The organism is Streptomyces yokosukanensis (genome assembly GCF_001514035.1).
Lineage (GTDB): Bacteria > Actinomycetota > Actinomycetes > Streptomycetales > Streptomycetaceae > Streptomyces > Streptomyces yokosukanensis.
In genome coordinates this window covers 43,030-67,447 of the sequence record NZ_KQ948226.1, presented here as the reverse complement: position 1 = coordinate 67,447, position 24,418 = coordinate 43,030, and the positions used below count along the sequence as shown (strand labels likewise).

The window sequence follows — 24,418 nt, the reverse complement described above, 5'->3', positions numbered from 1 at the left end:
CGGACCCTCACAGAACCTGCAGAGATCCCCACAGTGCCACCACCGCGACGCCGAGGGAGGACGGCACGGCGAGCAGACCCAGCCGGGTGAACTCCCGCAGATCCACGCCGTGCTCGTGCTGGTGCACGATTCGCCGCCACAGCAGCGTCGCCAGCGATCCGGCGTAGGTCAGGTTGGGGCCGATGTTCACGCCGAGCAGCACCGCCAGTACCGCGCCCGGCCCGGCCGGCGCGGTCAGGGGCAGCAGGACCAGTACCGCGGGCAGGTTGTTGATCAGGTTCGCCAGGACGGCGGCCAGGGCGGCGATCCCGAGCAGCGCCGGCAGCCCGGTGCCTTCCGGCACCACGTGCCCGAGCACGTCCGCGAGCCCGTTGTCGACGACCGCCCGCACCACGATGCCCAGCGCCAGTACGAACGCGAGGAAGGCGGGGGCCGCCGCGCGCACGACGGTCGGCGCGGTCGCCCTGCCCCGCACCAGCGCCCGTCCCGCCAGCACCAGCGCGCCCGCCGCCGCGACCCAGGCCGGCTGCACACCGAACGCCGACGCCACCACGAACCCCGCCAGCGTGCAGGCGACGGTGACCAGCGCGAACGACGGCAGCCCGGGCGCCTCGCCGGGATCCGCGCCCACCGGGGCCGCCGCCGCGAGGTCGTGGACGAAGAACCGGCGGAAGACCACGTACTCGGCGCCGATCGCCACCAGCCACGGCAGCGCCATCAGCGCTGCGAACCGGGTGAAGCTCAGCCCGCTCGCCGCGAACGCGAGCAGGTTCGTCAGGTTGGACACCGGCAGCAGCAGCGACGCGGTGTTCGACAGATGCGTACAGGCGTAGACATGGGGTTTCGGCCGTACGCCGGTGCGCGCCGCCGTGGCGAAGACCACCGGTGTGAGCAGCACGATCGTGGCGTCCAGGCTGAGCACGGCGGTGATGGCGGACGCCAGCGCGAAGACCGCCGTCAGCAGCCGTACCGGCCGGCCCGCCGCCCAGCGGGCCATCCATGCCCCGCAGGCCTGGAACAGCCCCTCCACATCGCAGAAGTGGGCGAGGACCAGCACCGCCGCCAGGAACCCGACCACCGGTCCGAGCCGCTCCGCCTCGGCCCGGGCGTGGTCGAGCGAGATCGCCCCGGTGGCGATCGCGAGCCCGGCAACGGGCACGGCCAGGACCGCCTCCGGCAGGCCGGAGGGCCGTACGACCGCGAAGGCGAGCACGGCGACGAGCAGCAGGGCGGACAGCGCTTCGGCGAGCGGGGCGTTCAGGGCGGGTCCCTCCGGAACGGATCATTCGGTGCCCGCCCATGAAAACAGACCGTCAGGAACCGTTCAGGACGTCCGGCTGCCCGCCGCGCCCAGGAACTCCGCCCAGCCGCCCACAGGGGCCTGGCCGGGCACCAGCGTGCGCAGCTTGCGCAGCACCGCCGGGTCCTGCGCCTCCAGCCAGGCCACGAGCTGCTTGAACGACACGAAGCGCACGTCGTCGCCGTAGGCGGCCATCTTCCCGATGGCCTCCTCGACGGCGTCCATGTAGATGCCGCCGTTCCAGCGCTCGAAGTGGTTGCCGATGAAGAAGGGGGCGCGATTGGACTCGTACGCCCGCCGGAAACCGGCGACATAGGCGTCACGGGCCTGGGAGCGCCAGGCGCCGTACTGGGCGCGGTCGCCGTTCGGATTGCCTGCGGACTGGTTGAACATCATGTTGTAGTCCATCGACAGCACCTGGAAGTTGTGTCCGGGGAACGGCACGGACTGCAGCGGGAAGTCCCATATCTTGCCGCCCTGCACCTTGTTCGGCCAGATCTGCAGTCCGCCGGGGGAGCTGGCGTCGTACTTCCAGCCGAGGGCCGCGGCCGTGGGCAGCAGGTTGGACTGGCCCTCCAGGCAGGGGGTGCGGCCGCCGATCAGCTCCTTCTCGTAGTCGAAGGGAAGCGGCTCCAGGTCGGTGAAGCCGGTGTTGGTCTTCCACTGCTTCACAAAGCTCTTGGCCTGGTCTATCTCACTGCGCCACTCGGCCGGGGACCAGTTGCGCACGCCGTCCGCGCCGCAGAAGTGCCCGTTGAAGTGGGTGCCTATCTCGTGGCCCTCCAGCCAGGCCGAACGGACCTGCTGGAGGGTGGCGTGGATGTGCCGGTCGGCGAGGTAGCCGATGGCGGAGGCGCCGACCGGGTGCTGCGGCGGGTGGTACAGGTGCTTCTTGGACTCGGGCAGGGCGTAGATGTCGCTGAGGAAGAACGTCATCTTGGCGCCGTGGTCGGCGGCCACCCTGCGGAACCGGGAGAACAGACCGTTGCTCAGCTCGCCCGCGCCGTCCCAGGAGAACACCACGAACTGCGGGGGCTTCTGTCCCGGCTTCAGCCGGTCCGGAGTCGGCTGGTGGGGCTGGGCTCCGGTGTCGGCGGTGGAACCGTCGCCTATCGGCTTGGCCGGCCGGGCCTGGGCGGTGCCCTTGCCGTCCGCCGGGTCGGAGCCGCCGACCGAGAGGCCGGTACCGGAGGAGCACGCGGCCAGCGTGCCCAGGGCGCCCGCGGCCGCACCCGCCGTCAGCACTCGCCTGCGTGAGATCCCGCTCATCTTGTCCCCGATTTCCTCGTCGTCGCGTTCAACACGGCCCTGCGGCCTGTTCGGTTCGACGGGTTCGATGACGGGGGTCGGCGGAAAGATCGGGGCCCGGGGTGCCTGTTGCCGTCCTGTGACAGTTGTGGCGCGGTCATGACGAACCCCGCTGCCCGGGGAGCGGGACAGCGGGGTTCGCGGGGGTGTCGGGGCCGGTCAGGGAGCGGTGCCGGGGCTGAGCGCGGAGAGGAAGACGGACGAGGAGTTCCCGGAGACGGGCACCGTTCCGCCCGACCACGCGACCTTCAGCGCGTCCCGCTCGTTCGGCGGTGTGACCAGCAGCGCGGCCGGGGTGGCCGTCTCGGCTCCGCTGACGCCGGGGTTGGAGTAGGTCAGCCCGGCCCAGGCGCTCTGTCCGGGCTTGAGGGTGATCGTCGTCGGGGAGCCCGACTCGCGCCGGGGGTCGGGTCCGAGCTGGCTGCCGGAGCCGTTCACGAACGCCGCGCCCGGATAGCCGTGCAGGGTGCAGGTCCGGCCGGACTTGTTGGTGAGGACGACCGGGAAGTTCTCCTGGCCGGCGCCCGGGTCGTTGCGGCCCACCGAGGCGCTCAGCTCGGAGGTGTGGCAGCGGGAGCTGTCCGGGACCGGGGCCGTACCGCCACCCCCACCGCCGCCGCCGGCCGTGGGGGTCGGCTTCGAGGCGGGGGAGGAGGCGGATGCGCCGGCGGGCGTCGAGGCCGGGGCGGATGTGGTGGACGCCGGGCTCTTCGTGGAGTCCGTCGCCGGGGCGGCCGTGCCCGAGGCCGTGACCGGCGGGTTGCTGTGCACGTCGTGGCTGTTGCCACAGGCGGTCAGGAGGCCCAGCACGGCGACCGTGCCCACGAGCAGGGCCCCGTGCCGCGCGGACCGGGGGGTGTACACCATGTCGCTCAACACTCCTGGTTGTTCATGGCACGCGGCGGACCGCGCGCCTACGGCACCGAGTGCGCCGTCATCACACTCCGATGCGCGCAGCCCCGGAAAAGTTCGGCACACGCTGGATTCTCTTCCCCGTCGCGACCACGGGCAGGCGCCCGTCAGGTCACGCTCAGCGAACGGAGTATGTCTTCGGTCGCATCCTTGTCGCCCCGCTCGCGCACCTGTACGTACACCTGGGGCTGCTCCGCTCCGCCGGCCGGGTCCAGCGCGGACTCCGTGACGGAGCCGCCGTCCGGGCAGCCGCTCCAGGCCCGTACCAGACCGTGCCAGTCGGCGTCGCTGAAACTGCGGCTGCCGGAGAAGCGGCAGCCGGAGTGGGCGAGGGCCTTGACCCTCGCCGTGACGTCGCCGTGCTCGCTCACCCCCACGAACACGCCGTTCACCGCCGCCCGCAGATCGGGCCACCGGGTCAGGTCGTCGGCGACCACCAGCCCCGGTTCGTGCCCCTTGGCGAGCCCCAGGGCGCCCGGGTCCCAGCCGGAGTCGCGCAGCTCATGGCTCCAGCCCGCCGGAACCTTGACGACCACCCGACCCGTCGAGTCCGTCACCCGCGCCTGGTCCGTGGAGCCGCCGCGGTGCAGCACCATGGTCACTCCGGCCGCGGCCGCCGCCGCGGCGAGCAGCGCGGCCAGGGACAGCGTCACCGTGTTCAGCCGGCCGCGCACACCGTCCAGCCGCCGAGTCGGCCGCAGCGCCGGCGGCCCCGCCGCCAGCCGGTCCAGCTCGTCCGCGAACGCCTGCGCGCCGGGCCAGCGCCGCGCCCGGTCCGGCTCCAGCGCGCGCAGCAGGGCCCGTGCCACCTCCTCGCCGAGCCCCGGCCGCAGCCGTCCGGGCGGTACGACCCGGCCCGGCGGGCCCGGCACGCTCCCGGTGACCAGCTCGTAACCGACCGCGCCCAGGCTGTAGACGTCGGCCCGCTCGTCGATGCCCTCGCCGGGCTCGGCCTGCTCCGGCGGCTGGTAGCCCGCCGAGCCCGCGGCCAGCGTGAGCACCGACGCCTGCGCGAGGCTCTTGGCGAGGCCCAGGTCGGCGAGCAGCACCCGCCGGGTGCCGTCGGGGGCGGTGTGCAGCAGTACGTTGGTCGGCTTGATGTCGCGGTGCACGATGCCCGCCTCGTGCAGCGCGGCGGCGGCCCGGGCGGCCTCGGCCGTCAGGGCGAGCGCCTGGCCCACCGGCAGCGCCCCGCCCTCCAGCACATCGGCGAGGGTGCCGCCGTCGGCGTACTCCATCACGAAGTACGGCCTGCCGTCGGGCAGTTCACCGATGTCGTAGACCTGCACCACACGGTTGGAACCGGCCCGGCGCAGCAGCCGGGCCTCGGACAGGAAGCGGTCCCTGATGTCGAGCCGGTGCGCCCAGTTCTCGGCGAGGACCTTCACCGCGACCGGGGCCTGCAGCTCGTCGTCGTGGGCGAGCCATACGGTGGCGAAGGCGCCGCTGCCCAGCGGACGTTCGAGGCGGTAGCGGCCGATCCGCTCCAGGGAGTGCATACGACTATCATGCCTGGCCTGAGATCGACTTGAAGGGGGACCCTTCGTGCAGGACCAGGTGCCGGTGGAAGACCTCGCCCGGTGGGCCGCCACCGGCGACAGCGCGGCTGTGGACCGGCTGCTGCATGAGATCCGGCCGGAGGTGTTGCGCCGGTGCGGACGCTTCCTGCCGTGCCGGGAGGACGCCGAGGAGGCCGCACAGGACGTGCTGCTCCAGGTGGCCCGGCACATCTCCGGCTTCGAGGGCCGCAGCCGCTTCGGCACCTGGCTGTACACGGTGGTCGCCAACTGCTGCAGGCAGAAGTACCGCGAGCTGAAGCGGCGGGCCGCGGAGCAGCCGGCCGCAATCGAGCCCTCGTACGCCGTGGACCCGCGCACCACCAGCGTCATCGCCGGCTCCCGGGTCGATCTGCTGGAGGCGCTGGACCGGCTGGAGCGCACACATCCGCATCTGGTCGCACCGCTGGTCTACCGGGACATCTGCCAGCTGGACTACGCCGAGGTCGCCGAGCGTGTCGGCATCCCGCTCGGCACCCTCAAATCGCGCCTGCACGAGGCCCGCAAGCAGGTGCGGCCCTGGCTGGCGGGCGGCTGACCGGCGCGGCCGTGAGCCGCTACCGGTCCTCCTCGTACAGCGGCAGTTCCGCCCAGATCGTCTTGCCCTCCGGGGTGTGCCGGCTGCCCCAGCGCTGGGTGAGCTGGGCGACCAGCAGCAGGCCCCGGCCGCCCTCGTCGTACGTCTTGGCCCGGCGCAGATGCGGGGCGGTGGAGCTGGTGTCGGACACCTCGCAGATCAGCGTGGCCGCGTCGTGGATCAGCCGCAGCCGGATGGGGTGGGAACCGTAGCGGATGGCGTTGGTGACCAGCTCGCTGACGACCAGTTCCGTCGTGAACGCGACCTCGCCCAGCCCCCAGGTGTCCAACTGCTCGACGGCCTTCTTGCGGAACGGGGCGACCAGGGCCGGATCGGCCGGGATGTCCCAGGTGGTGACCCGGGAGGCGGGCAGGCTCCGGGTGCGGGCCAGCAGCAGCGCCACGTCGTCGGCGGCGCCGCCCGGCGGCAGCAGGGTGTGCAGGACGCGGTCGCAGGTCTCGTCCAGGGAGTCCGGGTGGGCGCCGAGAGCCTCGTACAGCAGCTGCCGGCTCGTCTCCGGTTCCCGCTCCCGGGACCACACCAGCCCGTCCGTGTACAGCGCGAGAACGGTCCCCTCGGGCAGTTCCACCTCGGTGGACTCGAAGGGCAGCCCGCCCAGACCGAGCGGGGGACCCGCGGGCGCGTCCAGTGCCTGCGGCGGCTCGCCCGGCCGCAGCACCACGGGCGGCGGATGCCCGGCGCGGGCCACGGTGCAGCGCCTGGACACCGGGTCGTAGACGGCGTACACGCAGGTCGCGCCGACCTCGCCGGGGCTGGAGCCGCCACCGGACTCCTCCGACAGCCGGACCACCAGGTCGTCCAGATGGGTGAGCAGTTCGTCCGGGGCCAGGTCGATGTCGGCGAGGGTGCGTACGGCGGTGCGCAGCCGGCCCATGGTGGCCGAGGCCTCGACGCCGTGCCCGACCACGTCCCCGACGACCATCGCGACCCGCATCCCGGACAGCGGGATCACATCGAACCAGTCGCCGCCCACCCCGGCCCGCGCGGCCGGCAGATAGCGGGAGGAGGCCTCCAGGGCGGCCGTGCGCGGCAGGGTGCGGGGCAGCAGGCTGCGCTGGAGGGCGAGCGCGGTCTCCCGCTCCCGGGAGTAGCGGCGGGCGTTGTCGATGCAGACGGCGGCCCGGGTGGTGATCTCCTCGGCGAGCAGCCGGTCGTCGCTGGTGAACGGGTCGGGGCGGCGGTGGCGGGTGAAGAGCGCCACGCCGAGGGTGAGTCCACGGGCCTGGACGGGCACCGACATCGAGGAGTGGATGCCGAATCTGCGCACCCGCTCGCCCCGGGGGGTGCTCCAGTCCAGCCAGGGCAGCATGTCCCCGCCGGCGACCGAGGCGATGATCGTGTGGCCCGCGGTCAGCGAGTCCGCCTGGGGGGAGCCCGCCGGGTACTCCTCGGTCTGCCCCGGGTCCAGCACCGCCTCCGGCACCGCGTCGAGGACCGACCGGTGGGCGGCCCGGCGCAGGGTGACCGGCGCCGTCAGACGAGCCGGGGGCTCGCCGCCGTAGTCCTGCGGGTCCAGCAGGTCGATGGTGACGAAGTCGGCGAGCGCGGGCACGCACACCTCCGCCAGCTCCTGGGCCGTACGGATGACGTCGAGGGTGCTGCCGATGCGCACGCTCGCCTCGTTGACCAGCTGCAGCCGCTGCCGGGCCCGGTAGTTGTCGGTGATGTCGTGCGCGGCCAGACAGACACCGCGCACCCGGCCCCGTGCGTCCCTGACCGGGGCCATCCGGGCGAGCCAGGCGTGGGCGCGGTCCTCGCCGCCGGTGCGCATGAAGGTCTGCACGTCCAGGGGGCGGCCGGTGGTCAGCACCCGGAGCAGGCCCTGCTCCAGCTCCTCGCTCTCCGGTCTGCCGCCGATCTCCGCGAGCCGCAGGCCGCGCAGGCGCTCCTGCGGCAGGCCGATGACCTCGGCCATCGCCTCGTTCATCCGGCGCAGCCGCAGCGCGTCGTCGTAGACGGCGACCGCGCACGGTGACTGGACCAGGCCCGCCTCGGCGAGCGGGTCGTGCTCGGCGGACGGCTGCGCGTCGGCCAGTGGGGTGACCAGCAGCCAGCCGCCACCGTGTCCGTCGTGCGGCGGGCGGCGGTGGGCGAGCAGCCAGACCGGGACGGTACGGCCGTCCAGGTGGCGCAATCCGACCGTGCCCTCCCAGCGGGTGCCCGTGGGCAGGTCCGGGGTGTCGGCCCCGGCCAGGAGCCGGGTGGCGGGGCGGCCCAGGACGGCCTGTGCCGGGTGGCCGAGCAGGCGGCGTGCGCCTTCGTTCCACTCGACCAGAGTTCCGTCGTCGTCGATGACAGCCCGAGCCGTCGCCGCGTCGTCGAACGGATAGACCCGGCTCATCGTCGCCGCTCCCAAGCGCACACTCACAGTGAACAGGTGGCACCTCTCGTGCTCCAGCGTAGTGCCTCCCGGACTTCCGTGAACCGCAACCTGTGCCCACCTGGCCGGTGGGTCGAACACGGCCCGGGGGGAGACCCGGTCGATCCGTGGCCGGGGGAGGACGTGTTGTTCCGGACCCTTGACGATTCCATGTGGCAGTCCGTCAGAATCTGTTTGTTCGCGATCAGTTGTGAGTACTTCTGGGCTCTGATGAGGGGGAGTCGCCATGACGGTCACGCGCCGATCGGTTCTGGTCGCCGCCACCGCAACGCCTGCGGCCGGAGCGTTGCTGAGCGGCCCGACGGCCCCGGCCGCCCACGCCGCCGAGCCCGCCGACAGCGCCGGACGCCGGATCGTGCCGCTGCGGGACGGCTGGCGCTTCGCCCTGGCCGACCTGGACGGCGCCACCGACTCCAGCGGCGCCTACGAACGGGCGGCCGACCGCGGCTATGACGACTCCGCCTGGCGCGAGATCGCCGTCCCGCACGACTGGAGCATCGAGCAGACGCCCACCACCGACCACGGCACCACCAGCGGCACCGGCTTCCTGCCGGGCGGCCTCGGCTGGTACCGGCTCGCCTTCACCCTCCCGCCCGAGTGCGCGGGCAAGCGCGTCTCGGTGGAGTTCGACGGCGTCTACATGGACTCGTACGTCTACTGCAACGGCACGGAGGCCGGCCACCACCCCTACGGCTACACCGGCTTCGCCCTCGACCTCACCGATCTCGTGCACACCGACGGCAGCACCGCCAACGTGCTCGCGGTCAAGGTGCGAAACCGGCTGCCGAGCAGCCGCTGGTACTCCGGCAGCGGCATCTACCGCGACGCCCGGCTCGTCATCACCGAACCGGTGCACGTGGCCCGCTGGGGCACCTGGGTCACCACCCCCGAGGTCTCGGCCGACAGCGCCCTGGTCCGGGTGGCGACGACCGTGCTGAACGAGTCCGGCACCGGCACGGACGTACGGATCCTGTCCCGGATCACCGGCCCCGACGGCCGTACGGTCGCCCGTGCGACCACCACGGCCGCCGTCCTCGACCAGGCCACCGAGACCCATGAACTGACCGTCGGCACACCCCTGTTGTGGGACGTCGCGACCCCGGAGCACCGCTACACCCTGCACACCGAACTGCGCGTCGCGGGCCGCACCACGGACACGTATCGGACCCCCTTCGGCATCCGCAGCCACCGCTTCGACCCCGACGAGGGCTTCTCCCTCAACGGCACCCACACCAAGATCAAGGGCGTCGACCTCCACCACGACCAGGGCGCCCTCGGCGCCGCCATCAGCATCGACGCGGTCCGCAGACAGATGCGGATCATGAAGTCGATGGGCGTCAACGCCCTGCGCACCTCCCACAACCCGCCCTCGCCGCAGATGATCCAGGCCTGCGAGGAACTGGGCATCGTGATGATGGTCGAGGCCTTCGACTGCTGGCGCACGGGCAAGACCGCCTACGACTACGGCCGCTTCTTCGACGAGTGGTGCGAGAAGGACGCCACCGAGATGGTGCTGGCCGCCCGGAACTCACCGGCCGTCGTGCTGTGGTCCATCGGCAACGAGATCCCGGACTCCACCTCGACCGCCGGGCTCGCCATGGCGGACCGGATCATCGGTGCGATCAAGGCCGCCGACGCCACCCGCCCGGTGGTCATCGGCTCGAACAAGTACCACGGTGTGCCTGCCGCCGGCTCCCCGGCCGACCGCATGCTCGCCAAGCTCGACGGCCTCGGTCTGAACTACAACACGGCCAAGTCGGTCGACGCCCTGCACGCCGCGTACCCGCATCTGTTCCTCTTCGAGTCCGAGTCCTCCTCCGAGACCTCGACCCGGGGCGCGTACCAGGAGCCGGAGCACCTCAACACCGGGGAGAACCACACCCCCGGCAGACGCGCGACCTCCTCCTACGACAACAACCTCGCCTCCTGGACGATGAGCGGCGAGTACGGGCACAAGAAGGACCGGGACCGGAAGTGGTTCGCGGGGCAGTTCCTGTGGTCCGGCATCGACTACATCGGCGAGCCCACCCCGTACGACGTCTTCCCGGTCAAGGCGTCCTTCTTCGGCGCGGTCGACACGGCCGGCTTCCCGAAGGACATGTACCACCTGTTCAAGAGCCAGTGGACGACCGAGCCCATGGTCCATCTGCTGCCGATGAGCTGGAACCACGACGAGGGCGACACGATCGAGGTCCGGGCGTACGCGAACGTGCCCTCGGTCGAGCTGTTCCTCGACGGAAAGTCGCTCGGGGTCAGGGAGTTCGACGTCAAGAAGACCACCGACGGGCGCTCCTACCTGGAGACGACCGAGGCCACCGGCGACGACAAGACCTTCACCGGCGGTCCCTACCCGGGCAGCTACACGAGCCCGGGCGGCAGCGCGGGCAAGCTCCATCTGACCTGGAAGGTGCCGTTCCGGCCGGGCGAGCTGAAGGCGGTGGCCCGGCGGGACGGGAAGGTGGTCGCCACCGACGTGCTGCGCACGGCCGGCGCCGCGCACGCCGTACGCCTGACGGCCGACCGCACGTCGCTCGCCGCAGACGGCCGTTCCCTGGTCTTCGTCACCGCGGAGATCGTCGACGCGCACGGCGTGGTGGTGCCCGATGCCGAGCACCTGATCGCCTTCGACGTCCGCGGCGGCTCCCTGGCCGGCGTCGACAACGGCCGCGAGGAGAGCGCCGAGCGCTACCGGGCGAGCACCCGCACCGCGTTCCACGGCAAGGCCCTCGCCATCGTCCGCTCCGGTACGCGGTCGGGCGCCCTGAAGGTCACCGCACGGGCGGACGGCCTGCGCACCGGCACGGCGGCCGTACGCACCACCGCGGCGCGCGAGAGCGCCCGCACCCCGGCGGACGAACTCCAGCCGGACCACCCGCAGCCGGTGAACTACCCGTACGCGGACGCCAGTTACTCCGGACGCCCGGACACCCTCCCCGCCGCGATGCTGGACGGCGACCCGGCCACCGGCTGGTCCAACGCCTTCGCCAAGTCGGCCACCGCGCTGCTGCCCGCGTTCGACGGGGCACGCGCGAAGGACTGGGTGTCGGTCGACGCCGGGCGTGAGCGGACCTTCGACCGCGTCGAGGCGTCCTTCACGGTGGACGGCGTCCACGCGCTGCCCGCGCAGGTCGAGGTGGCGGTCTGGGACGGCCGCACCCATGTGCCGGTGACGGGCGCGCAGACGGACTGGGCCACGGTGTCCGACAGCCCGACGGTGATCACCTTCGACGCGGTGCGCGGCTCCCGGCTGCGGCTGACCCTGACCAGCGCCTTCCCCGGCGAGGCGAAGGGGGCGGTCCGGATCAGCCGGCTGGAGACGTAGCACCGGCGCCGGGAGGACCGCTCACGCGGCGTCGTGGAACACCAGCCCCAGGGTCCGCCGTCGCCCGGAGCGTACGGTGCTCACCCCGTGCCGCATCGCCCCGGCCGACCAGCCGCGACGGGTGCGCACGGGGCGCTCCCGGGTGGTGAACACCAGGCCGTGTCCCTGCCGCAGGATGCTCGCCGTGCCCCGGGACTGGGCGCGCGGACGCTGTTCGACCATGAGGAACTCACCGCCGGTGTAGTCGGTGCCGTACGCGTCCAGGGCGATCACCACCTGCAACGGAAAGACGAGTTCGCCGAAGACGTCCCGGTGCAGGGCGTTCCAGTCGCCCGGCCCGTAGCCGAGCAGGATCTGCGCCGAGCGGTCCTGACCGGCGGCATGACAGCGCTCCAGCCATTCCTCCAGCGAGTCGGGCCAGGGCGCCGGGCGGTCCAGGCGGGCCGCCCACTCCCGGGCGACCGGCAGCAGCCGGGGGTAGAGCGCGGCACGCAGCGCGGCGACCGGCGCGGGCAGATCGTGCGTGAAGTACCGGTACTCGCCGGAGCCGAACCGGTGCCGGCCGAGGTCGACCGTCGTACGGAACAGCTCCGGCTTGTCGTAGAGCGCGGCCAGATCGGCGCACTCGGCGGGGGAGAGCAGCGCGCCGGTGGGCGCGCTGCCGTGCTCGTCCAGCTCCGCCGCGAGCGCGGCCCAGTCCATACGGGCCGTGCGGCGGTCGGCCTCGGCCGGGGTGAACGTCATGACGGCCGCCCTCACATCAGGGCCGGCTGCAGCGCGCCCTCGTGCGTGAGGAGCCACAGCTTGCGCTCCACCCCGCCCGCGTACCCGCGCATCGAGCCGTCCGCGCCGATCACCCGGTGGCAGGGGCGGACGAGCAGCAGGGGGTTGTCGCCGAGGGCCCGGCCCACCGCGCGCAGGTCGGCGCGCGGCAGGTCCAGCCGGCTGGCCAGCTCGCCGTACGTGGTGGTCGTGCCGTGGTGGACGTTCTCCAGGGCCTGCCACACCGCCCGCTGGAACGGGGTGCCGGTGGTGTCGAGCGGCAGCTCGAAACGGGTCCGGCGGCCCGCGAAGTAGGCGTCCAGCTGCCGGTGCGCCTCGGCGAACGGCCCGTCGTCGAGGTCCTCCTGACGGACGGCGGGCACGCCGCGCTGCCCGGGCATGCTGAGCGAGGTGAGCGTGAGCCCGGACGGCCCGGCCGTTCCGGTGAGCAGCAGGTCGCCCAGCGGGCTCGGGTGGACGGTGTGGACCGTACGTGTGCGCATCGGGGTGCTCCTTCTGTCCCGCGGCCGACCCCACCTCACGTGCTGTCTTCCGCGTCTTCCGCGTCTTCCGCGTCTTCCGCTTCTTCCGTGCTGTCGAGTCTGCTGCGTGCGGCGCCGGGTCACCGGCGGGAATCGGACATGGCTCTCGGACCCCTCAGGTACCGGGGAAAAGGGCACTTGACCTGGCGATATTTACGGGTAAGTACCCGCGCGGTACCGTGAGAGGCATGCCAGCTCTCAATGTGGAGTTCAGCGATCGGGAACTCGAGGACCTCCGGCAGATCGCCAAGGAGCGCGGTACGTCGATGAAGGCCCTCGTGCGCGAGGCCGCCGCCGCCGACATAGCCCGGCACCGGGCCCTTCAGGAGGGCGCCGCAGCCTTCCGGCAGTTCTTCGCCACGCACGCCGAGGAGTTCGCGGCGGCCTTTCCCGACGACGAACCCCCCGCGAAGGACGAGGCCGCCTGACGCATGCCCTCCGTCATCCACATCGACGTCCCCTGGCTGCTCCAGCGCCACGAGGAGGTCCTGCCCGACCAGCCCGCGGTCGACGACTTCTCCGCGCTGGTCGCCGCCGTCGCCCGGCACCGCGTCGATCCGCCCCGCCTCGGCGTGGACTCCGACCCCGCCTGGCGGGCCGCCGCCCTGCTGCACACCCTGGCCCTGCTCAAGCCGCTGCCCGCGGCCAACGCCCGTTTCGCCTGCGCGACCGCCGTGGCCTACATGTTCGTCAGCGGTGTCGGCATCGACCCGCCCTACGGCGCCCTCGTCGACCTCACCCGCGACCTGATCTCCGGCAAGACCGATGTGTACGGCGCGGCCGACCGGCTGCGCTCCTGGCAGATCTGAGCCGCCCCCGGATCAGGGCGCACGGGGCCGCCGGCCGAGAGCGAAGCGTGCGGACCCCCGCCGCTGTGTGCGTACGCTTCGCGCGGAGCGCATGAAATGCCGAATGCGGCCGCATGCGAGCAGGGCGGGAACCCGCTTTCTGACTTTCTTTCAATAGCGCCGATGTCGTGCGGGCGCCTTGTTGCTCGTGTGGAAGTTGTGCAAGGGTTGCAATGCCCGTGCGGGGGGTAAAATCCCGGGTTCTTACGGCAGTTGCGGAACTTCACCGGCCGAACGCCGGTCCATTCCCCTCCCCGCGCGCCGCAGAGGTACGCATCGACGCAATACGCACCAAAGGAATCCGCTCTGTGCCCACCCCCCACCCCCCTCGCCCTCCCTATCCGCCGCCCGGCGGCGATCCCGGGGAGCCCGACGAATCGCTCGCCGGCCCGCTGCGGGCCGGATCCGACGCGGAGGCCTCCCGGTCCGCCGCCCTGCTCATGGCCCGGCACTGGCAGCCGGCGCAGGACTACGCGGTGGTCTGCCTGGCCCTTTCCGGGCCGCTCGCGCACATGGTCACCGCCACCGCCTTCCACCAGGTCCTCGGTCGGCTCGCGCTCGGCGAAGCAGCCGAGGCGCTGCGGCCCCGGCTGCTCGTGGCAGTCCGGGACACGGTCGTCAACTGGTCCGGCGCCGACCACGTCACCGCCGTACTGCCCGGACTCGCGAAACCGGCCGGCGGTCGCGGCATGCGCGCGGCGAAGACCCTGATACCGGAAAACCGATCCCTCTCCGACCGCTCATTTCACGCCCTTCCCCGACTGGAACAGGCACTGCTCTGGCACATCGAGGTCGAGGCAGAACCGATAACCGTTCCCGCCGGGCTGCTTGGTGTCGACGTCGACAGCGCGGCGGTCGCGCTGGAACAGGCGCGGGAGAAATTCCGGGAGGGCCTGGTGCGCGCCCACCGGGAACTCGCGCCCGGCAAGGAATGCCGTTACTACAACCGTCTGCTCGACGCGCCGATCCGCCGCGGCGGCTCCGGCGCCCTGCTGCCCGACGTCCAGCAGCATCTGTCGGCCTGCTCCTACTGCCGGCATGCCGCCGAGCAACTGGGCCACGCGGACGCCGCGTTGGGCGTGCTGCTCGCCGAGGCGGTGCTCGGCTGGGGCGCCCGCCGCTACCTCGACTCCCGCCCCGGCCGCCGCCCGGGAGCCGCTCGTGGCGGCTCCCGGCGCTCCGGCGGACGTCGGCGCGGCGGCGACAAGCCGGGCCTGTTCGACCGCGCCGTCCTGCCCGGAGTGCGACGACGCGGGGCCGACCGGTCCCGGGCGCGGACCCCGGGGACCCGCGGCCGGCGGCGCGGAGCGGACGAGCCCGGACCGCTCGCCCGGATCCCCGGCACCGCCTGGTCCTCCAGGACGCTGCTCACCGGAGTCGGCGTGGCCTCGGCCGCACTGCTCGCGACCGTCCTCGCGATCAGCCTGTGGCCGGAGGGCGGCGACGGCACCGACCCGGTCGCCTCCACCGGCGCCGGCCCCGGCTCCACCGGCCGGTCCGTGCCCCCCTCCGCCACGGCTCCCGGCACCGCGGCGCTGCCCGCCACCGGCCGCTCCGGCCGACTGCGCAACGCGGCCGCCGACCTGTGCCTCGACGTCAAGGGCACCCCGGACGCCGGGGTGGGCGCGGTCCTCGCCGTCTGCTCCTCGGCACGCACCCAGCAGTGGACGTACGAGGCCGACGGGCTGCTGCGCAGTGCGGCCGACTCCGGTCTGTGCCTGGACTCGCACGCCGACGCGGGCGTGGTGATCCTCGGCACCTGCGCCGACGCCGGTTCGAAGCGGGCCGACGACGTGCGCTACGACCTCACCGTGCAGGGCGAGTTGCTGCCCCGCTGGGACCGCACCCTCGCCGTCGCCACCTCCGCGGGGGCCGCGGGGGCCGACCTCGTCGTCAAGGTCCGGGACGGCTCCGCCGGGCAGCGCTGGGCGACCGACGCGTCCTCGGCGACCCCCGGATCCCTCTCGATCGCCGGCCCGGACGGCCCCGCCGCCCGCCCGGCGAGGCGGTCGGCGAAGAACACCTGAGGCGCCGCCGGCCGTGTCGACGGGGATCCGGGCGGCCGGTCGGCGGGAACCGTCCCCAATGGGGAGGAATCGACCGCCGGCCGAGCCCCGCGCGACCTCGTCGCGGTGATCATTTCATGAACACAATGAGTCATGAGGGGGCTTGAAGGGGTCACAGCCGGAATGTTTCAGGACGATTAACGAAGCGCTGATTTTCGGCCATCTGGCGGAGTCGAGAGGGCGGAACCCGCGTAGTTCCTGGGTCACGGTGTGTGGATTCCGTGACTTCACGCCACTGCTTCAACACGAAAGGTTACCGAAATCCATGTGTGCGATGTGAGTTTCGACGGCGGACTCGGCAGAGTGGCGCTCGCCGCTCCGGTCCCGACCGGGCCCGGGGCGGCACCACGACTGTTTGAGCGGAAGGATGCACACAATGCGGAACACCGCGCGCTGGGCAGCGGCCCTCGGCCTGACGGCCGCCGCCGTCTGCGGACCCCTGACCGGGGCCGCCGTCGCTGCACCGGGCGCCGCCCCGTCGTCGCTCTACGCCCCCTCGGCGCTGGTTCTCACCACCGGCCACGGCGGCGACGCGACCACGGCCACTCCGGAGCGCGCCGTCACCCTGAGCTGCGCGCCCACGGCCTCCGGCACCCACCCGGCGGCGTCCCAGGCCTGCGCCGAACTACGCGGGATCGGCGGCGACTTCACCGCCTTGAAGCCCGCCGGCGGGGTGTGGTGCAACAAGCTGTACGACCCGGTCGTCGTCACCGTGCAGGGCGTCTGGCAGGGCAAGCGCGTCTCCTACGAGAGCACCTTCGGCAACTCGTGCGAGCGGGACTCCATGGGCGGCGGCGTCTTCGCCTTCTAGAGACTGCGGGATCGCAGAGGTCTCCGCGTGTACAGGATCAGGTCCGCAACTGGGGAGTGCGGCCCCTGGAACGGGGTACCTGCGATCTCGCGCCGGGACCGACGGGCGGAGTGGGGCCGCCCGCCGGCTTCCGGGCACACAGCCGCTCCCCGGGGGGCCCGTGGGGGGCCTTCCGGGGAGCGGCGAAAAACAACCGGTTTCATGCGGTGTCCATGGCCTTGGGCCGGTGACTCGTGTCGTGTCCGAGGAACCGGCGACCGTGCGCACGGGTACGGAGAGCGACACATGGAGGGTCCGACGGCCCTCCTCGGAGGCTCTCCGGGGAACGTGCCGGGGCGGCGCCGCGACGACAGGCCGAGGGGCCGCCGTCTCCCTGCTGACGGCGGCTCCTCGGGTTCGGTTTCCGGCTGTCACATGTGGACGACCGGAGCGGCATCCGCGTCCTGCGCCGGCACTCCGCGCCGGTAGAGCAGGAAGGCGATCAGCGTGCCGGCGGCGAAGAGGACCGCCGACCACCAGAAGGCGGTCGTGTAGCTCTCCATCGTCGCCTGGGCCTGCACCGCCTTGCTGGTGGCGTCGCGGCCGGAGAGGTAGTCGGTGGCGGCGCTCGCGGCGAGGGTGTTCAGCAGCGCCGTGCCGATCGAACCGCCCACCTGCTGCATGGCGTTGACGGTCGCGGAGGCCACGCCCGCGTCCTCGGCCGCGACCCCGCCGGTGGCCAGCTGCATGGCCGGCGGCATGACCATGCCGAGACCGACGCCGATCACGATCAGCTGGGGCAGCACCGCGCTCACGTAGTGCGAGCCGAGGCCGATGCCGGTCAGCCAGGCCATGCCGGCCGTGGCGATCGCGAAGCCCAGCGGGATGACCGCCTTGGGACCGATCCGGGGCAGCAGGACCGTGGTGCCGACCTGCGCGGTCACCATCAGCGCGCCGACCATCGGCAGGAACGCCACACCGGTCCTGGTGGGGCTGAAGCCGAGGTTGAGCTGCAGGTAGTAGGTCAGGAAGAGGAACACGCCGAACATGCCCGCGCCGGTGATCAGCACCGCGAGGTAGGAGGCCGCGCGGTTGCGGTCGAGCAGGATGCGCAGCGGCAGCAGCGGGTGCGAGGCCCGGGTCTGCCATACCGCGAAGGCTGCCAGCAGCACACCGCCCGCGATCAGGAAGCCCCAGGTCAGCGGCGAATTCCAGTGGTGGGTCTCGGCGTTGGAGAAGCCGTAGACGAGGGCGAACAGACCGGTGGCGACGAGGACCGTGCCCGGCACGTCCAGCTTGGCGTCGGCCGCGTCGCGGTGGTTGCCGAGCAGGATCCAGCCGCCCGCGAAGGCGACGACCGCGATGGCCACGTTCACGTACAGGGTCCAGCGCCAGTCGAGCGCGTCGGTCAGCACACCGCCGAGCAGCAGGCCCACGGCGCCGCCGGCGCCGGCGATCGCGCCGTACACGCTGAAGGCGCGGGCCCGTTCCCGGGCGTCGGTGAACGTGGTGTTGAGCAGCGACAGCGCGGCGGGCGCGAGGAGCGCGCCGAAGGCGCCCTGCAGGGCACGCGCGAGGACCAGCATGGTGAAGCCGTTCGCGGCGCCGCCGAGCGCGGAGGCCGCGGCGAAGCCGACGACGCCGACGAGGAAGGCGGGCTTGCGGCCGAACAGGTCGGCTATCCGGCCGCCGAGCAGCAGCAGGGAGGCGAAGGCGAGGGCGTACGCCGTCACGATCCACTGCCGGTTCCCGTTGGAGAAGCCGAGGTCCGTCTGGGCCGAGGGCAGTGCGATGTTCACGATCGTGGCGTCGAGGACGACCATCAGCTGGGCGACGGCGACGACCGCGAGGATCCACCAGCGCTTCGGCGAGGCCGCGCTCTGCTCCTTCGCGTCGATCGCGACGGCGTCGGCTCGGGAGCCGTCGGCCAGGGTCTTCTGGGACATGAACCACTCCAGGGAAGTCGTTCGGGTGCGGAAGTAAACGGCACGTAAACGAAACTGTTTCGTACACATTGAGGTTAGAGCACTCTCAGCGAAACGGCAACGTTTCGATGGGTTTTCGGGCCGAATGCGTCTCGTAATGTCTGTCGAGCGACTCGTATTCCTTGACGGGTATATGTCTGTCGAGGCATATTGCCTGCATGTCCGATGCCGCGCTCTGGTCCGCCCTCGCCGACCCCCACCGGCGGGCGATCGTCGCGCTCCTGCTGGAACGCCCCCGGCCCGTCGGGGAGATCGTCGAGGCCTGCGGACTGAGCCAGCCGAGCACGTCCAAGCATCTGAAGGTGCTCAGGGAGGCGGGCCTGGTCCGGGTCAGACAGGACGCGCAGCGTCGCGTCTACGCCCTCGACCCGGCACCGATCGCCGCCCTCGACGCCTGGCTGGAGCCCTACCGCAGCCTGTGGAGCAGCAGCCTGGACGCCCTGGGCCGGCGCCTCGACGCGACGTCGGACGACACCCGGCACCCCCCACCCGCGAAGGACTGAAGCACCATGCCCGTCGACCTCACCGGCACCTATCTGACCCTGGACGACGGCCGACCCGCCGTCCGGTTCAGCCGCACCTACGACCACCCGGTGGACCGCGTCTGGACGTTCGTCACCGATCCCGACGAACTGGAGCAGTGGTTCCCGTTCCGCGCCGAGATGGAGCTGCGTCCCGGTGGCACCGTCCGCTTCACCGGCGACCCGAACATGCCCGACTTCACCGGCCGGATGCTCGCCGTCGACCCGCCCCGCCACCTGTCCTTCGAGTGGGGCGGCGACGAACTCCACTTCGACCTGGAAGCCGTCGGCGAACAGCGCACCCGGTTCACGCTCACCAACGTCCTCGGCGGGACGAACACCGCCGCCCGCAACGGTGCCGGCTGGGAGGTGTGCCTCGCCGCCCTCGACGCCAAGGCGCGCGGCGAACGCTTCGAGGGCGCGCACGCCGGGCCGACCGCGCCCTGGAAGCAGTTCTACGACGGTTACCTCGACGCCGGAGTCCCCTCCGGCGCACCCGTCCCCGGCATGGACTGACGGCCCGACCGGGGGGATGGGCGGCCTCGTCCCGGTACCTCGCATCCCATCGTCGTCCCGGACGCACCACCCGGCGACTCGGGCCCCACCCGTCCCCGTGTGGCGGGCGTTCGTCGGGGGCTCCGCCGTGCACGCTGTTCGAGTGTGTGGCGCCCTGGATACACAGCCAAGGGTCGGCCCCTTCCGTTCGCGAGCCCGTGCCCCCACGTCGCAGTGAGGTCGTGACCATGTCCCACGCCCCGCCCCCCGCAGGACCGTCGAACCGCACCGGGCCGGTCGCGACCTCCGGTCCGGCGGGCTCCGTCCTCCCCTCGGCCGGGAGCCACGCGGGCCGGGGCGGCACCGCCCTCGTGACGGGCGCCTCCTCGGGCATCGGCGCCGCCGTCGCACGCCGGCTGGCCGCCGAGGAGGGCTGGCGGCTGCTGCTGAACGGACGCGACGCCGCCCGCCTGGAGCAGGTGGCCGCCCCGCTCGACGCCCTCGCCCTGACGGCGGATCTGACCCGGCCGGGCGCCGACCGGCTGCTGACCGAGCTGGTCCTCGACCACGCGGGCCGCCTCGACCTGCTGGTGGCGAGCGCCGGCGTGGGCTGGGCCGGCGACTTCACCGGTATGCCCCACGCCCGTATCGACGAGATCGTCGCCGTCGACCTGCTGGCCACCCTGCACCTCGTGCGCGCCCTGCTGCCCCATATGGTCGCGGCCGGGTCGGGGCGCATCGTGCTCATCGGATCCGTCGCGGGCAGCGTCGGCGTGCGCGGCGAGGCCGTGTACTCGGCCGCCAAGGCAGGCCTGGCCGCCTTCGCCGACGCCCTGCGCTACGAACTGCGCCGCACCGGAGTGGGCGTCAGCCATGTGATCCCCGGCGCCGTCGACACACCGTTCTTCGCCCGGCGGGGCGCCCCCTACGCCCGGACCTGGCCGCGGCCGGTGCCGCCCGAGCGGGTGGCCGACGCCGTCTGGACGGCCGTCCTGCGCGGCCAGGACGAGGTGTACGTCCCCGGCTGGCTGCGTTTTCCGGCCCGGGTCCGCGGTGTCGCGCCGGGGCTCTACCGGCGGCTCGCCGCCCGCTTCGGGTGAATGCCCATGACCGCCGTCACGGTGCTGCTCGCCCTGCTCGCTGCCTTCACCAACGCCTCCGCGTCCGTGCTCCAGCGCCGCGCCGCCGTACAGGAGCCGTACGAGGACGGCGAGCCCGGCGGGGCGGGCTCCGCCGTGCGCCGGCTCGGCCGGTTGCTGCGGCGCCCCTACTGGCTGGCGGGGGCGGCGCTGCTGGGTGTCTCCGGACTGCTGCAGGCGGGGGCGCTGGCCGTCGGCAGCCTGTCCCTGGTCCAGCCCCTGCTCGCCACCGAACTGCTGTTCACCCTGGTCGTGGGCGGGGTGGTCTTCCGGCGCCGTCCCGGCCTGCGCACCTGGCTGGCCTTCGCCGCTCTGGCCGCGGGACTGGCCTTCTTCCTGCTGGCCGCCGCCCCGGGCGCGGGCCGCCCGACCGCGCCGCCCCGGGCCTGGCTGCTGGGTGGCGGCGGGGCGCTCGGCGCGGTCGTGCTCCTCGTGGCCGTCGCCCGCCCGACGAAGGGCGCGCCGCGCGCCGCACTGCTCGGCCTGGCCTCCGCCGTCTGCTTCGCCACCACCGCCGCGCTGCTCAAGGAGGCCGTGGGGCGGCTGGAGCGGGGACCCGCGGCGATGTTCGCGCACTGGTCGCCGTACGCCACGGTGGGCGCCGGACTCATCGCCTTCCTGCTGCTGCAGAGCGCGTTCGGCGCGGGTTCGCTCACCGCCTCCCAGCCGGCCCTCACCCTCGGCGACGCGCTCACCAGCGTCGTCCTCGGCTGGGTGCTGTTCGCCGAGACCGTCCACCTCGGGCTGCGGATGCTGCCGGAGGCGATCGGTGTCGCGCTGATCGGGGCGGGCAGCGTCGGGCTGGCCCGGGCGCCGGCCGTCGGACGGGCGTGGGACGCGTCCGCGCGGGACGGCACCGGCACGGGGAGAGCAGGACACCCGGACCGGGTACAGCACCGGAAGCCACCGTGAGCAGCCAGGTAGATCAGGTAGCCAGATGGATCACGTAGCCAGGTAGATCAGGAAGGCAGGTCAGCGATGTCCCCGAAGTCCGGTCGTCCCTGGCGGACGGCGGCCGTCCTCGCGCCGGTCGCCGTCGCCGCCGCACACATCGCGCCGGCGGCCACCTGGCTGCCGGGCGTACGGCTGCCGCTGTTCCCGCGGCTCGCCGGCCTCGGCGGGGGCCGGCACATCGCGCTGACCTTCGACGACGGCCCGGACCCCGAGTCCACGCCGCACTTCCTCGACGCGCTGGACGAACTCGGCGTACGGGCGACCTTCTTCCTGCTCGGAGAGCACATGGTGCGCCATTCCGCGATGGTCCGGGAGACCGCCCGGCGCGGCCACGAGCTCGCGGTGCACGGCTGGACCCACGAGCGCCCCTGGCGCCCCGCACCCGCCCGCGACGCCGAGCAGATCACCCGGACCGTCCGCGCCCTGCGGGACATCTCCGGGCACCGGCCGCACTGGTACCGCCCGCCCTACGGCATCCTCACCTCCGGACGCTGGCTGGCCGCCCGGCGTGCCGGGCTGCGGCCGGTGCTGTGGTCGGCGTGGGGCAGGGACTGGACGGCCGACGCCACCCCGGCCTCCGTACGGGCCCGGATCGCGGCGGACCTGCGCGGCGGCGGCACCGTCCTGCTGCACGACTCCGACCGGCTCGCGGCCCCCGGCTGCTGGCGCGCGGCCCTCGGCGCACTGCCCGGTCTGGTACGGGACTGCCGGGAGGCCGGCCTCTCGGTCGGTCCCCTGCGCGACCACGGCCTGACGCCCCAGGGATGACGGCACGGGGACGGCACGGGGGTGCGCCCCCGTCACAACCGGGCCACGTACGCCATCGGGTCGCCCCGGAACAGCCTGCGCCCCCGGGCCACCCGTTCCGCCCGCTCGCTTCCGCCCTCCGTGAGCCTGCCGAGGGCCGCGAGCAGCCCGGGCCCGTCCGGGGCCGGTGCCGAGACCCCGAGATCGGCCATCCGCCGCACCCCGTCCAGCCCGTGGCCGGGCAGCGGCCGGTACCCGATCACGGGCAGCCCGACGGCCAGGGCCTGTACGGAGGTCTGGCCGGCCGCGTTGTCCACCAGGGCGTACGCGGCCGACAGCAGACCGGGCATGTCCTCGACCCAGTCCAGGGCGAGCGCCCCGGACACCCGCGACACCCGCTCCCGCAGCTGGGCGTTGCGACCGCACAGCACCACCGGCAGCCAGCCGGCCCCCGTCAGCAGCCGGGCGGTGGCGTCCGGGCGGGACGCGGCACCCCAGGCGCCCGCGGACAGCAGGACCGGCGGCCGACCGGGAGCCTGCCCGGCGAAGCGCTCCCGCCACCGGTCCGCCCCGGGCGCCGGCGAGCGGAACGCGGGCGCCACCGCGGGGCCCGTCGTCACGGCCGGTGCGCCGAGCGCCGTCCGCACCTCGGCCGCCGCCGAGTCCGTGAGACACAGGTAGCGGTCGTTGCCCGGGTGCAGCCACTGCCGGTGCACGGCGAAGTCGACGAGGAAGACGGCGCTCGGCACCCGCAGCCGGCCTCGCGCCCGGAGATCGCCGGTGAGCTGTGCGGCCAGATGGAAGACGGACACCACCACATCGGCCTCCAGCCGCTGGACGAGGTCCATGAGCCGGCCGGCGGCGAGCCGGGCCAGCGGCACCCCGCTCGGACGCGGCCCGCCGCCACCGCGCAGGAACGCGGCGTACACAGCGCCGTACGCCCAGGGGACGTGCCGTACCGACGCCTGGTACGAGCGGCGCAGCCCGTCGCCCAGGCCGCAGGGCAGCAGCCCCAGGACGTCGGCCACGTGCGGTTCGGCGCCGGAAGCCGCCGCCCGGCGCGCCAGTTCGGCCGCCACGGTGTCATGACCGGCCCCCATGCTCGCGCTGAGGATCAGCGGGCGCCGTCGGCCGCGCGGCGTGGAGGGCACCTCGGCAGGAGTACGCACGGGTTCCGATTCTCCGGTGCGCGCGGCCGCGAACCCCCTCACCCCGCCGCCGTGTCGCCCGGCCGCCGACATCCGGGACGGCACCGGTGCGAGTTGCCCGCAGCGCCCCGGGGTGGATGAATCGGCTCAGGAGAGCGTGTGGGTGGTGAGCACGGGAGGAGCCGTGAGGTGGTGGCGGCGCGGCCTGCACCGCGCCTGGGAGTGGCTCAGGGCCGGTGCCCTGCTCGAACACGGCCGCGAGCTGGAACTGATGCACCGGGCCATGGGGTTCGCCACGCTGGCGCTGGTGACGCTCGCGCCGCTGCTGATCGTGGTCGCCGCCGCCGATCCGCTGGTGCGGGGCGGTTTCGCCTCCTGGCTCACCGACGGCATGGGCCTGTCCGGCCGCTCCGCCCATGTCCTCACCGACGTCATCAGCCCGCCGCGCAACGTCATCGGCACCACCAGCGTCTGGAGTGCCGTCCTGCTGGCCGTCTTCGGCGTGTCCTTCGGCGGCAGCGTGCAGAACGCCTACGAACGGATCTGGGGCCTGACCTCCGGCCCCTGGCACCGGGTCTGGCGGCAGGCGACCTGGCTGGTGGTGCTCACCGCCTACCTCTACCAGGAGGTGGCGACCAAGGAGGCGCTGCACGGGGGGCAGCGGATCGCGCTGTCCACGGTGAGCGGCATCGTCTTCTTCTGGTGGGGGCAGCGCTTCCTGCTGGGCGGCCAGATCCGCTGGCGCGCCCTGCTGCCGGGCGCGCTCGCCACCATGGTCGGCCTGGTCGGTCTGCGCGCCTTCTCCCATCTGGTCTTCACCCCGCTCATCGTCACCAACGCGCTCAGCTACGGCGCGGTCGGCACCGTGCTCGTGGTCGAGTCCTGGCTCATCGGCGTCGGGTTCGTCATCTACGGCGGCGCCCTGTTCGGCCGCTGGTTCACCGAACACCACTGGACGCCCGGCCACCACGACCGAGCAGACACGGCGCACCGGCCGGGCCGGGGGAAGTACTGAGCATGCCCGGCCCGCCCGCCGCGCCGGATG

21 protein-coding genes are annotated in these 24,418 nt (G+C 73.2%); 12 read left to right on the top strand and 9 right to left on the bottom strand.

Annotated elements, in window-relative coordinates; all coding sequences use genetic code 11:
* Positions 1–7: 7 nt before the first annotated feature.
* The 4 genes from AQI95_RS36930 to AQI95_RS36915 form a co-directional block, all read right to left on the bottom strand.
* The gene (locus AQI95_RS36930; protein ID WP_425264947.1) at positions 8–1,213 is read right to left on the bottom strand and encodes an SLC13 family permease; all 1,206 of its coding nucleotides are present in this window, start codon (positions 1,211–1,213) and stop codon (positions 8–10) included.
* 111 nt (positions 1,214–1,324) lie between these two features.
* Positions 1,325–2,569: a polysaccharide deacetylase family protein gene (locus tag AQI95_RS36925; RefSeq protein WP_208614358.1), complete on the bottom strand. Its 1,245-nt coding sequence runs from the start codon at positions 2,567–2,569 to the stop codon at positions 1,325–1,327.
* A gap of 198 nt (positions 2,570–2,767) precedes the next feature.
* A complete protein-coding gene (locus tag AQI95_RS36920) occupies positions 2,768–3,475 on the bottom strand; it encodes a DUF4232 domain-containing protein (RefSeq protein WP_067134594.1) in 708 nt (235 codons plus the stop codon).
* A gap of 152 nt (positions 3,476–3,627) precedes the next feature.
* Positions 3,628–5,019: a serine/threonine-protein kinase gene (locus tag AQI95_RS36915; RefSeq protein WP_067134592.1), complete on the bottom strand. Its 1,392-nt coding sequence runs from the start codon at positions 5,017–5,019 to the stop codon at positions 3,628–3,630.
* Between the two features lie 46 nt (positions 5,020–5,065).
* Between AQI95_RS36915 and AQI95_RS36910 the strand changes: the two genes are divergently transcribed.
* Positions 5,066–5,614: an RNA polymerase sigma factor gene (locus AQI95_RS36910; RefSeq protein ID WP_067134590.1), complete on the top strand. Its 549-nt coding sequence runs from the start codon at positions 5,066–5,068 to the stop codon at positions 5,612–5,614.
* Positions 5,615–5,633: 19 nt separating this feature from the next.
* Here AQI95_RS36910 and AQI95_RS36905 read toward each other — a convergent pair whose 3' ends face one another.
* Positions 5,634–8,015 carry a SpoIIE family protein phosphatase gene (locus tag AQI95_RS36905; RefSeq protein WP_067134588.1) on the bottom strand — a complete coding sequence of 794 codons (2,382 nt, stop codon included), beginning with the start codon at positions 8,013–8,015 and terminating at the stop codon, positions 5,634–5,636.
* 265 nt (positions 8,016–8,280) lie between these two features.
* Here AQI95_RS36905 and AQI95_RS36900 point away from each other — a divergent pair, with 265 nt between their 5' ends.
* Positions 8,281–11,376: a glycoside hydrolase family 2 TIM barrel-domain containing protein gene (locus AQI95_RS36900; RefSeq protein WP_067134586.1), complete on the top strand. Its 3,096-nt coding sequence runs from the start codon at positions 8,281–8,283 to the stop codon at positions 11,374–11,376.
* Positions 11,377–11,397: 21 nt separating this feature from the next.
* Here the strand turns inward: AQI95_RS36900 and AQI95_RS36895 are convergent, their stop codons facing one another.
* Positions 11,398–12,120: a 2OG-Fe(II) oxygenase gene (locus AQI95_RS36895; RefSeq protein WP_067134742.1), complete on the bottom strand. Its 723-nt coding sequence runs from the start codon at positions 12,118–12,120 to the stop codon at positions 11,398–11,400.
* 11 nt (positions 12,121–12,131) lie between these two features.
* Complete coding sequence (locus AQI95_RS36890) at positions 12,132–12,641, bottom strand: methylated-DNA--[protein]-cysteine S-methyltransferase (RefSeq protein ID WP_067134583.1); 510 nt, start codon at positions 12,639–12,641, stop codon at positions 12,132–12,134.
* A 227-nt stretch (positions 12,642–12,868) separates the two neighbouring features.
* Between AQI95_RS36890 and AQI95_RS36885 the strand changes: the two genes are divergently transcribed.
* The 4 genes from AQI95_RS36885 (at position 12,869) to AQI95_RS36870 (ending at position 16,405) form a co-directional block, all read left to right on the top strand.
* Positions 12,869–13,108 carry a hypothetical protein gene (locus AQI95_RS36885; RefSeq protein WP_067134581.1) on the top strand — a complete coding sequence of 80 codons (240 nt, stop codon included), beginning with the start codon at positions 12,869–12,871 and terminating at the stop codon, positions 13,106–13,108.
* 3 nt (positions 13,109–13,111) lie between these two features.
* Positions 13,112–13,489, top strand: coding sequence for a toxin Doc (locus AQI95_RS36880; RefSeq protein WP_067134579.1), 378 nt, complete (start codon positions 13,112–13,114; stop codon positions 13,487–13,489).
* Positions 13,490–13,836: 347 nt separating this feature from the next.
* Positions 13,837–15,555 (top strand): RICIN domain-containing protein, encoded by a 1,719-nt coding sequence (locus AQI95_RS36875; protein WP_067134577.1) that lies wholly within the window; start codon positions 13,837–13,839, stop codon positions 15,553–15,555.
* Positions 15,556–15,970: 415 nt separating this feature from the next.
* Positions 15,971–16,405, top strand: a complete 435-nt coding sequence (locus AQI95_RS36870; protein WP_067134574.1) for a subtilase-type protease inhibitor — start codon at positions 15,971–15,973, stop codon at positions 16,403–16,405.
* A 410-nt stretch (positions 16,406–16,815) separates the two neighbouring features.
* Here the strand turns inward: AQI95_RS36870 and AQI95_RS36865 are convergent, their stop codons facing one another.
* Positions 16,816–18,330: an MFS transporter gene (locus AQI95_RS36865; protein WP_067134572.1), complete on the bottom strand. Its 1,515-nt coding sequence runs from the start codon at positions 18,328–18,330 to the stop codon at positions 16,816–16,818.
* A gap of 197 nt (positions 18,331–18,527) precedes the next feature.
* Here AQI95_RS36865 and AQI95_RS36860 point away from each other — a divergent pair, with 197 nt between their 5' ends.
* The 5 genes from AQI95_RS36860 to AQI95_RS36840 all read left to right on the top strand — a co-directional run bounded on the left by AQI95_RS36860 (position 18,528) and on the right by AQI95_RS36840 (position 22,246).
* Complete coding sequence (locus AQI95_RS36860; protein WP_067134569.1) at positions 18,528–18,872, top strand: ArsR/SmtB family transcription factor; 345 nt, start codon at positions 18,528–18,530, stop codon at positions 18,870–18,872.
* A 6-nt stretch (positions 18,873–18,878) separates the two neighbouring features.
* Complete coding sequence (locus AQI95_RS36855) at positions 18,879–19,406, top strand: SRPBCC family protein (RefSeq protein WP_067134568.1); 528 nt, start codon at positions 18,879–18,881, stop codon at positions 19,404–19,406.
* 227 nt (positions 19,407–19,633) lie between these two features.
* The gene (locus tag AQI95_RS36850; protein ID WP_067134566.1) at positions 19,634–20,485 is read left to right on the top strand and encodes an SDR family NAD(P)-dependent oxidoreductase; all 852 of its coding nucleotides are present in this window, start codon (positions 19,634–19,636) and stop codon (positions 20,483–20,485) included.
* 6 nt (positions 20,486–20,491) lie between these two features.
* The gene (locus AQI95_RS36845) at positions 20,492–21,436 is read left to right on the top strand and encodes a DMT family transporter (protein WP_067134564.1); all 945 of its coding nucleotides are present in this window, start codon (positions 20,492–20,494) and stop codon (positions 21,434–21,436) included.
* A 66-nt stretch (positions 21,437–21,502) separates the two neighbouring features.
* Positions 21,503–22,246 carry a polysaccharide deacetylase family protein gene (locus AQI95_RS36840; protein WP_067134562.1) on the top strand — a complete coding sequence of 248 codons (744 nt, stop codon included), beginning with the start codon at positions 21,503–21,505 and terminating at the stop codon, positions 22,244–22,246.
* A 32-nt stretch (positions 22,247–22,278) separates the two neighbouring features.
* Here AQI95_RS36840 and AQI95_RS36835 read toward each other — a convergent pair whose 3' ends face one another.
* Complete coding sequence (locus tag AQI95_RS36835; protein WP_208614363.1) at positions 22,279–23,325, bottom strand: MGDG synthase family glycosyltransferase; 1,047 nt, start codon at positions 23,323–23,325, stop codon at positions 22,279–22,281.
* 214 nt (positions 23,326–23,539) lie between these two features.
* On the opposite strand from AQI95_RS36835, the gene AQI95_RS36830 reads away from it, so the two are divergent.
* The gene (locus AQI95_RS36830) at positions 23,540–24,388 is read left to right on the top strand and encodes a ribonuclease BN (RefSeq protein ID WP_425264946.1); all 849 of its coding nucleotides are present in this window, start codon (positions 23,540–23,542) and stop codon (positions 24,386–24,388) included.
* Positions 24,389–24,418 lie beyond the last annotated feature (30 nt).

Bases quoted from the DNA above. Each gene is read 5' to 3' on its own strand.
- AQI95_RS36925 (WP_208614358.1), bottom strand. From the start codon at position 2,569: ATGAGCGGGATCTCACGCAGGCGAGTGCTGACGGCGGGTGCGGCCGCG.
- AQI95_RS36920 (WP_067134594.1), bottom strand. From the start codon at position 3,475: ATGGTGTACACCCCCCGGTCCGCGCGGCACGGGGCCCTGCTCGTGGGC.
- AQI95_RS36915 (WP_067134592.1), bottom strand. From the start codon at position 5,019: ATGCACTCCCTGGAGCGGATCGGCCGCTACCGCCTCGAACGTCCGCTG.
- AQI95_RS36905 (WP_067134588.1), bottom strand. From the start codon at position 8,015: ATGAGCCGGGTCTATCCGTTCGACGACGCGGCGACGGCTCGGGCTGTC.
- AQI95_RS36900 (WP_067134586.1), top strand. From the start codon at position 8,281: ATGACGGTCACGCGCCGATCGGTTCTGGTCGCCGCCACCGCAACGCCT.
- AQI95_RS36895 (WP_067134742.1), bottom strand. From the start codon at position 12,120: ATGACGTTCACCCCGGCCGAGGCCGACCGCCGCACGGCCCGTATGGAC.
- AQI95_RS36890 (WP_067134583.1), bottom strand. From the start codon at position 12,641: ATGCGCACACGTACGGTCCACACCGTCCACCCGAGCCCGCTGGGCGAC.
- AQI95_RS36885 (WP_067134581.1), top strand. From the start codon at position 12,869: ATGCCAGCTCTCAATGTGGAGTTCAGCGATCGGGAACTCGAGGACCTC.
- AQI95_RS36880 (WP_067134579.1), top strand. From the start codon at position 13,112: ATGCCCTCCGTCATCCACATCGACGTCCCCTGGCTGCTCCAGCGCCAC.
- AQI95_RS36870 (WP_067134574.1), top strand. From the start codon at position 15,971: ATGCGGAACACCGCGCGCTGGGCAGCGGCCCTCGGCCTGACGGCCGCC.
- AQI95_RS36865 (WP_067134572.1), bottom strand. From the start codon at position 18,330: ATGTCCCAGAAGACCCTGGCCGACGGCTCCCGAGCCGACGCCGTCGCG.
- AQI95_RS36860 (WP_067134569.1), top strand. From the start codon at position 18,528: ATGTCCGATGCCGCGCTCTGGTCCGCCCTCGCCGACCCCCACCGGCGG.
- AQI95_RS36855 (WP_067134568.1), top strand. From the start codon at position 18,879: ATGCCCGTCGACCTCACCGGCACCTATCTGACCCTGGACGACGGCCGA.
- AQI95_RS36850 (WP_067134566.1), top strand. From the start codon at position 19,634: ATGTCCCACGCCCCGCCCCCCGCAGGACCGTCGAACCGCACCGGGCCG.
- AQI95_RS36845 (WP_067134564.1), top strand. From the start codon at position 20,492: ATGACCGCCGTCACGGTGCTGCTCGCCCTGCTCGCTGCCTTCACCAAC.
- AQI95_RS36840 (WP_067134562.1), top strand. From the start codon at position 21,503: ATGTCCCCGAAGTCCGGTCGTCCCTGGCGGACGGCGGCCGTCCTCGCG.
- AQI95_RS36835 (WP_208614363.1), bottom strand. From the start codon at position 23,325: ATGGGGGCCGGTCATGACACCGTGGCGGCCGAACTGGCGCGCCGGGCG.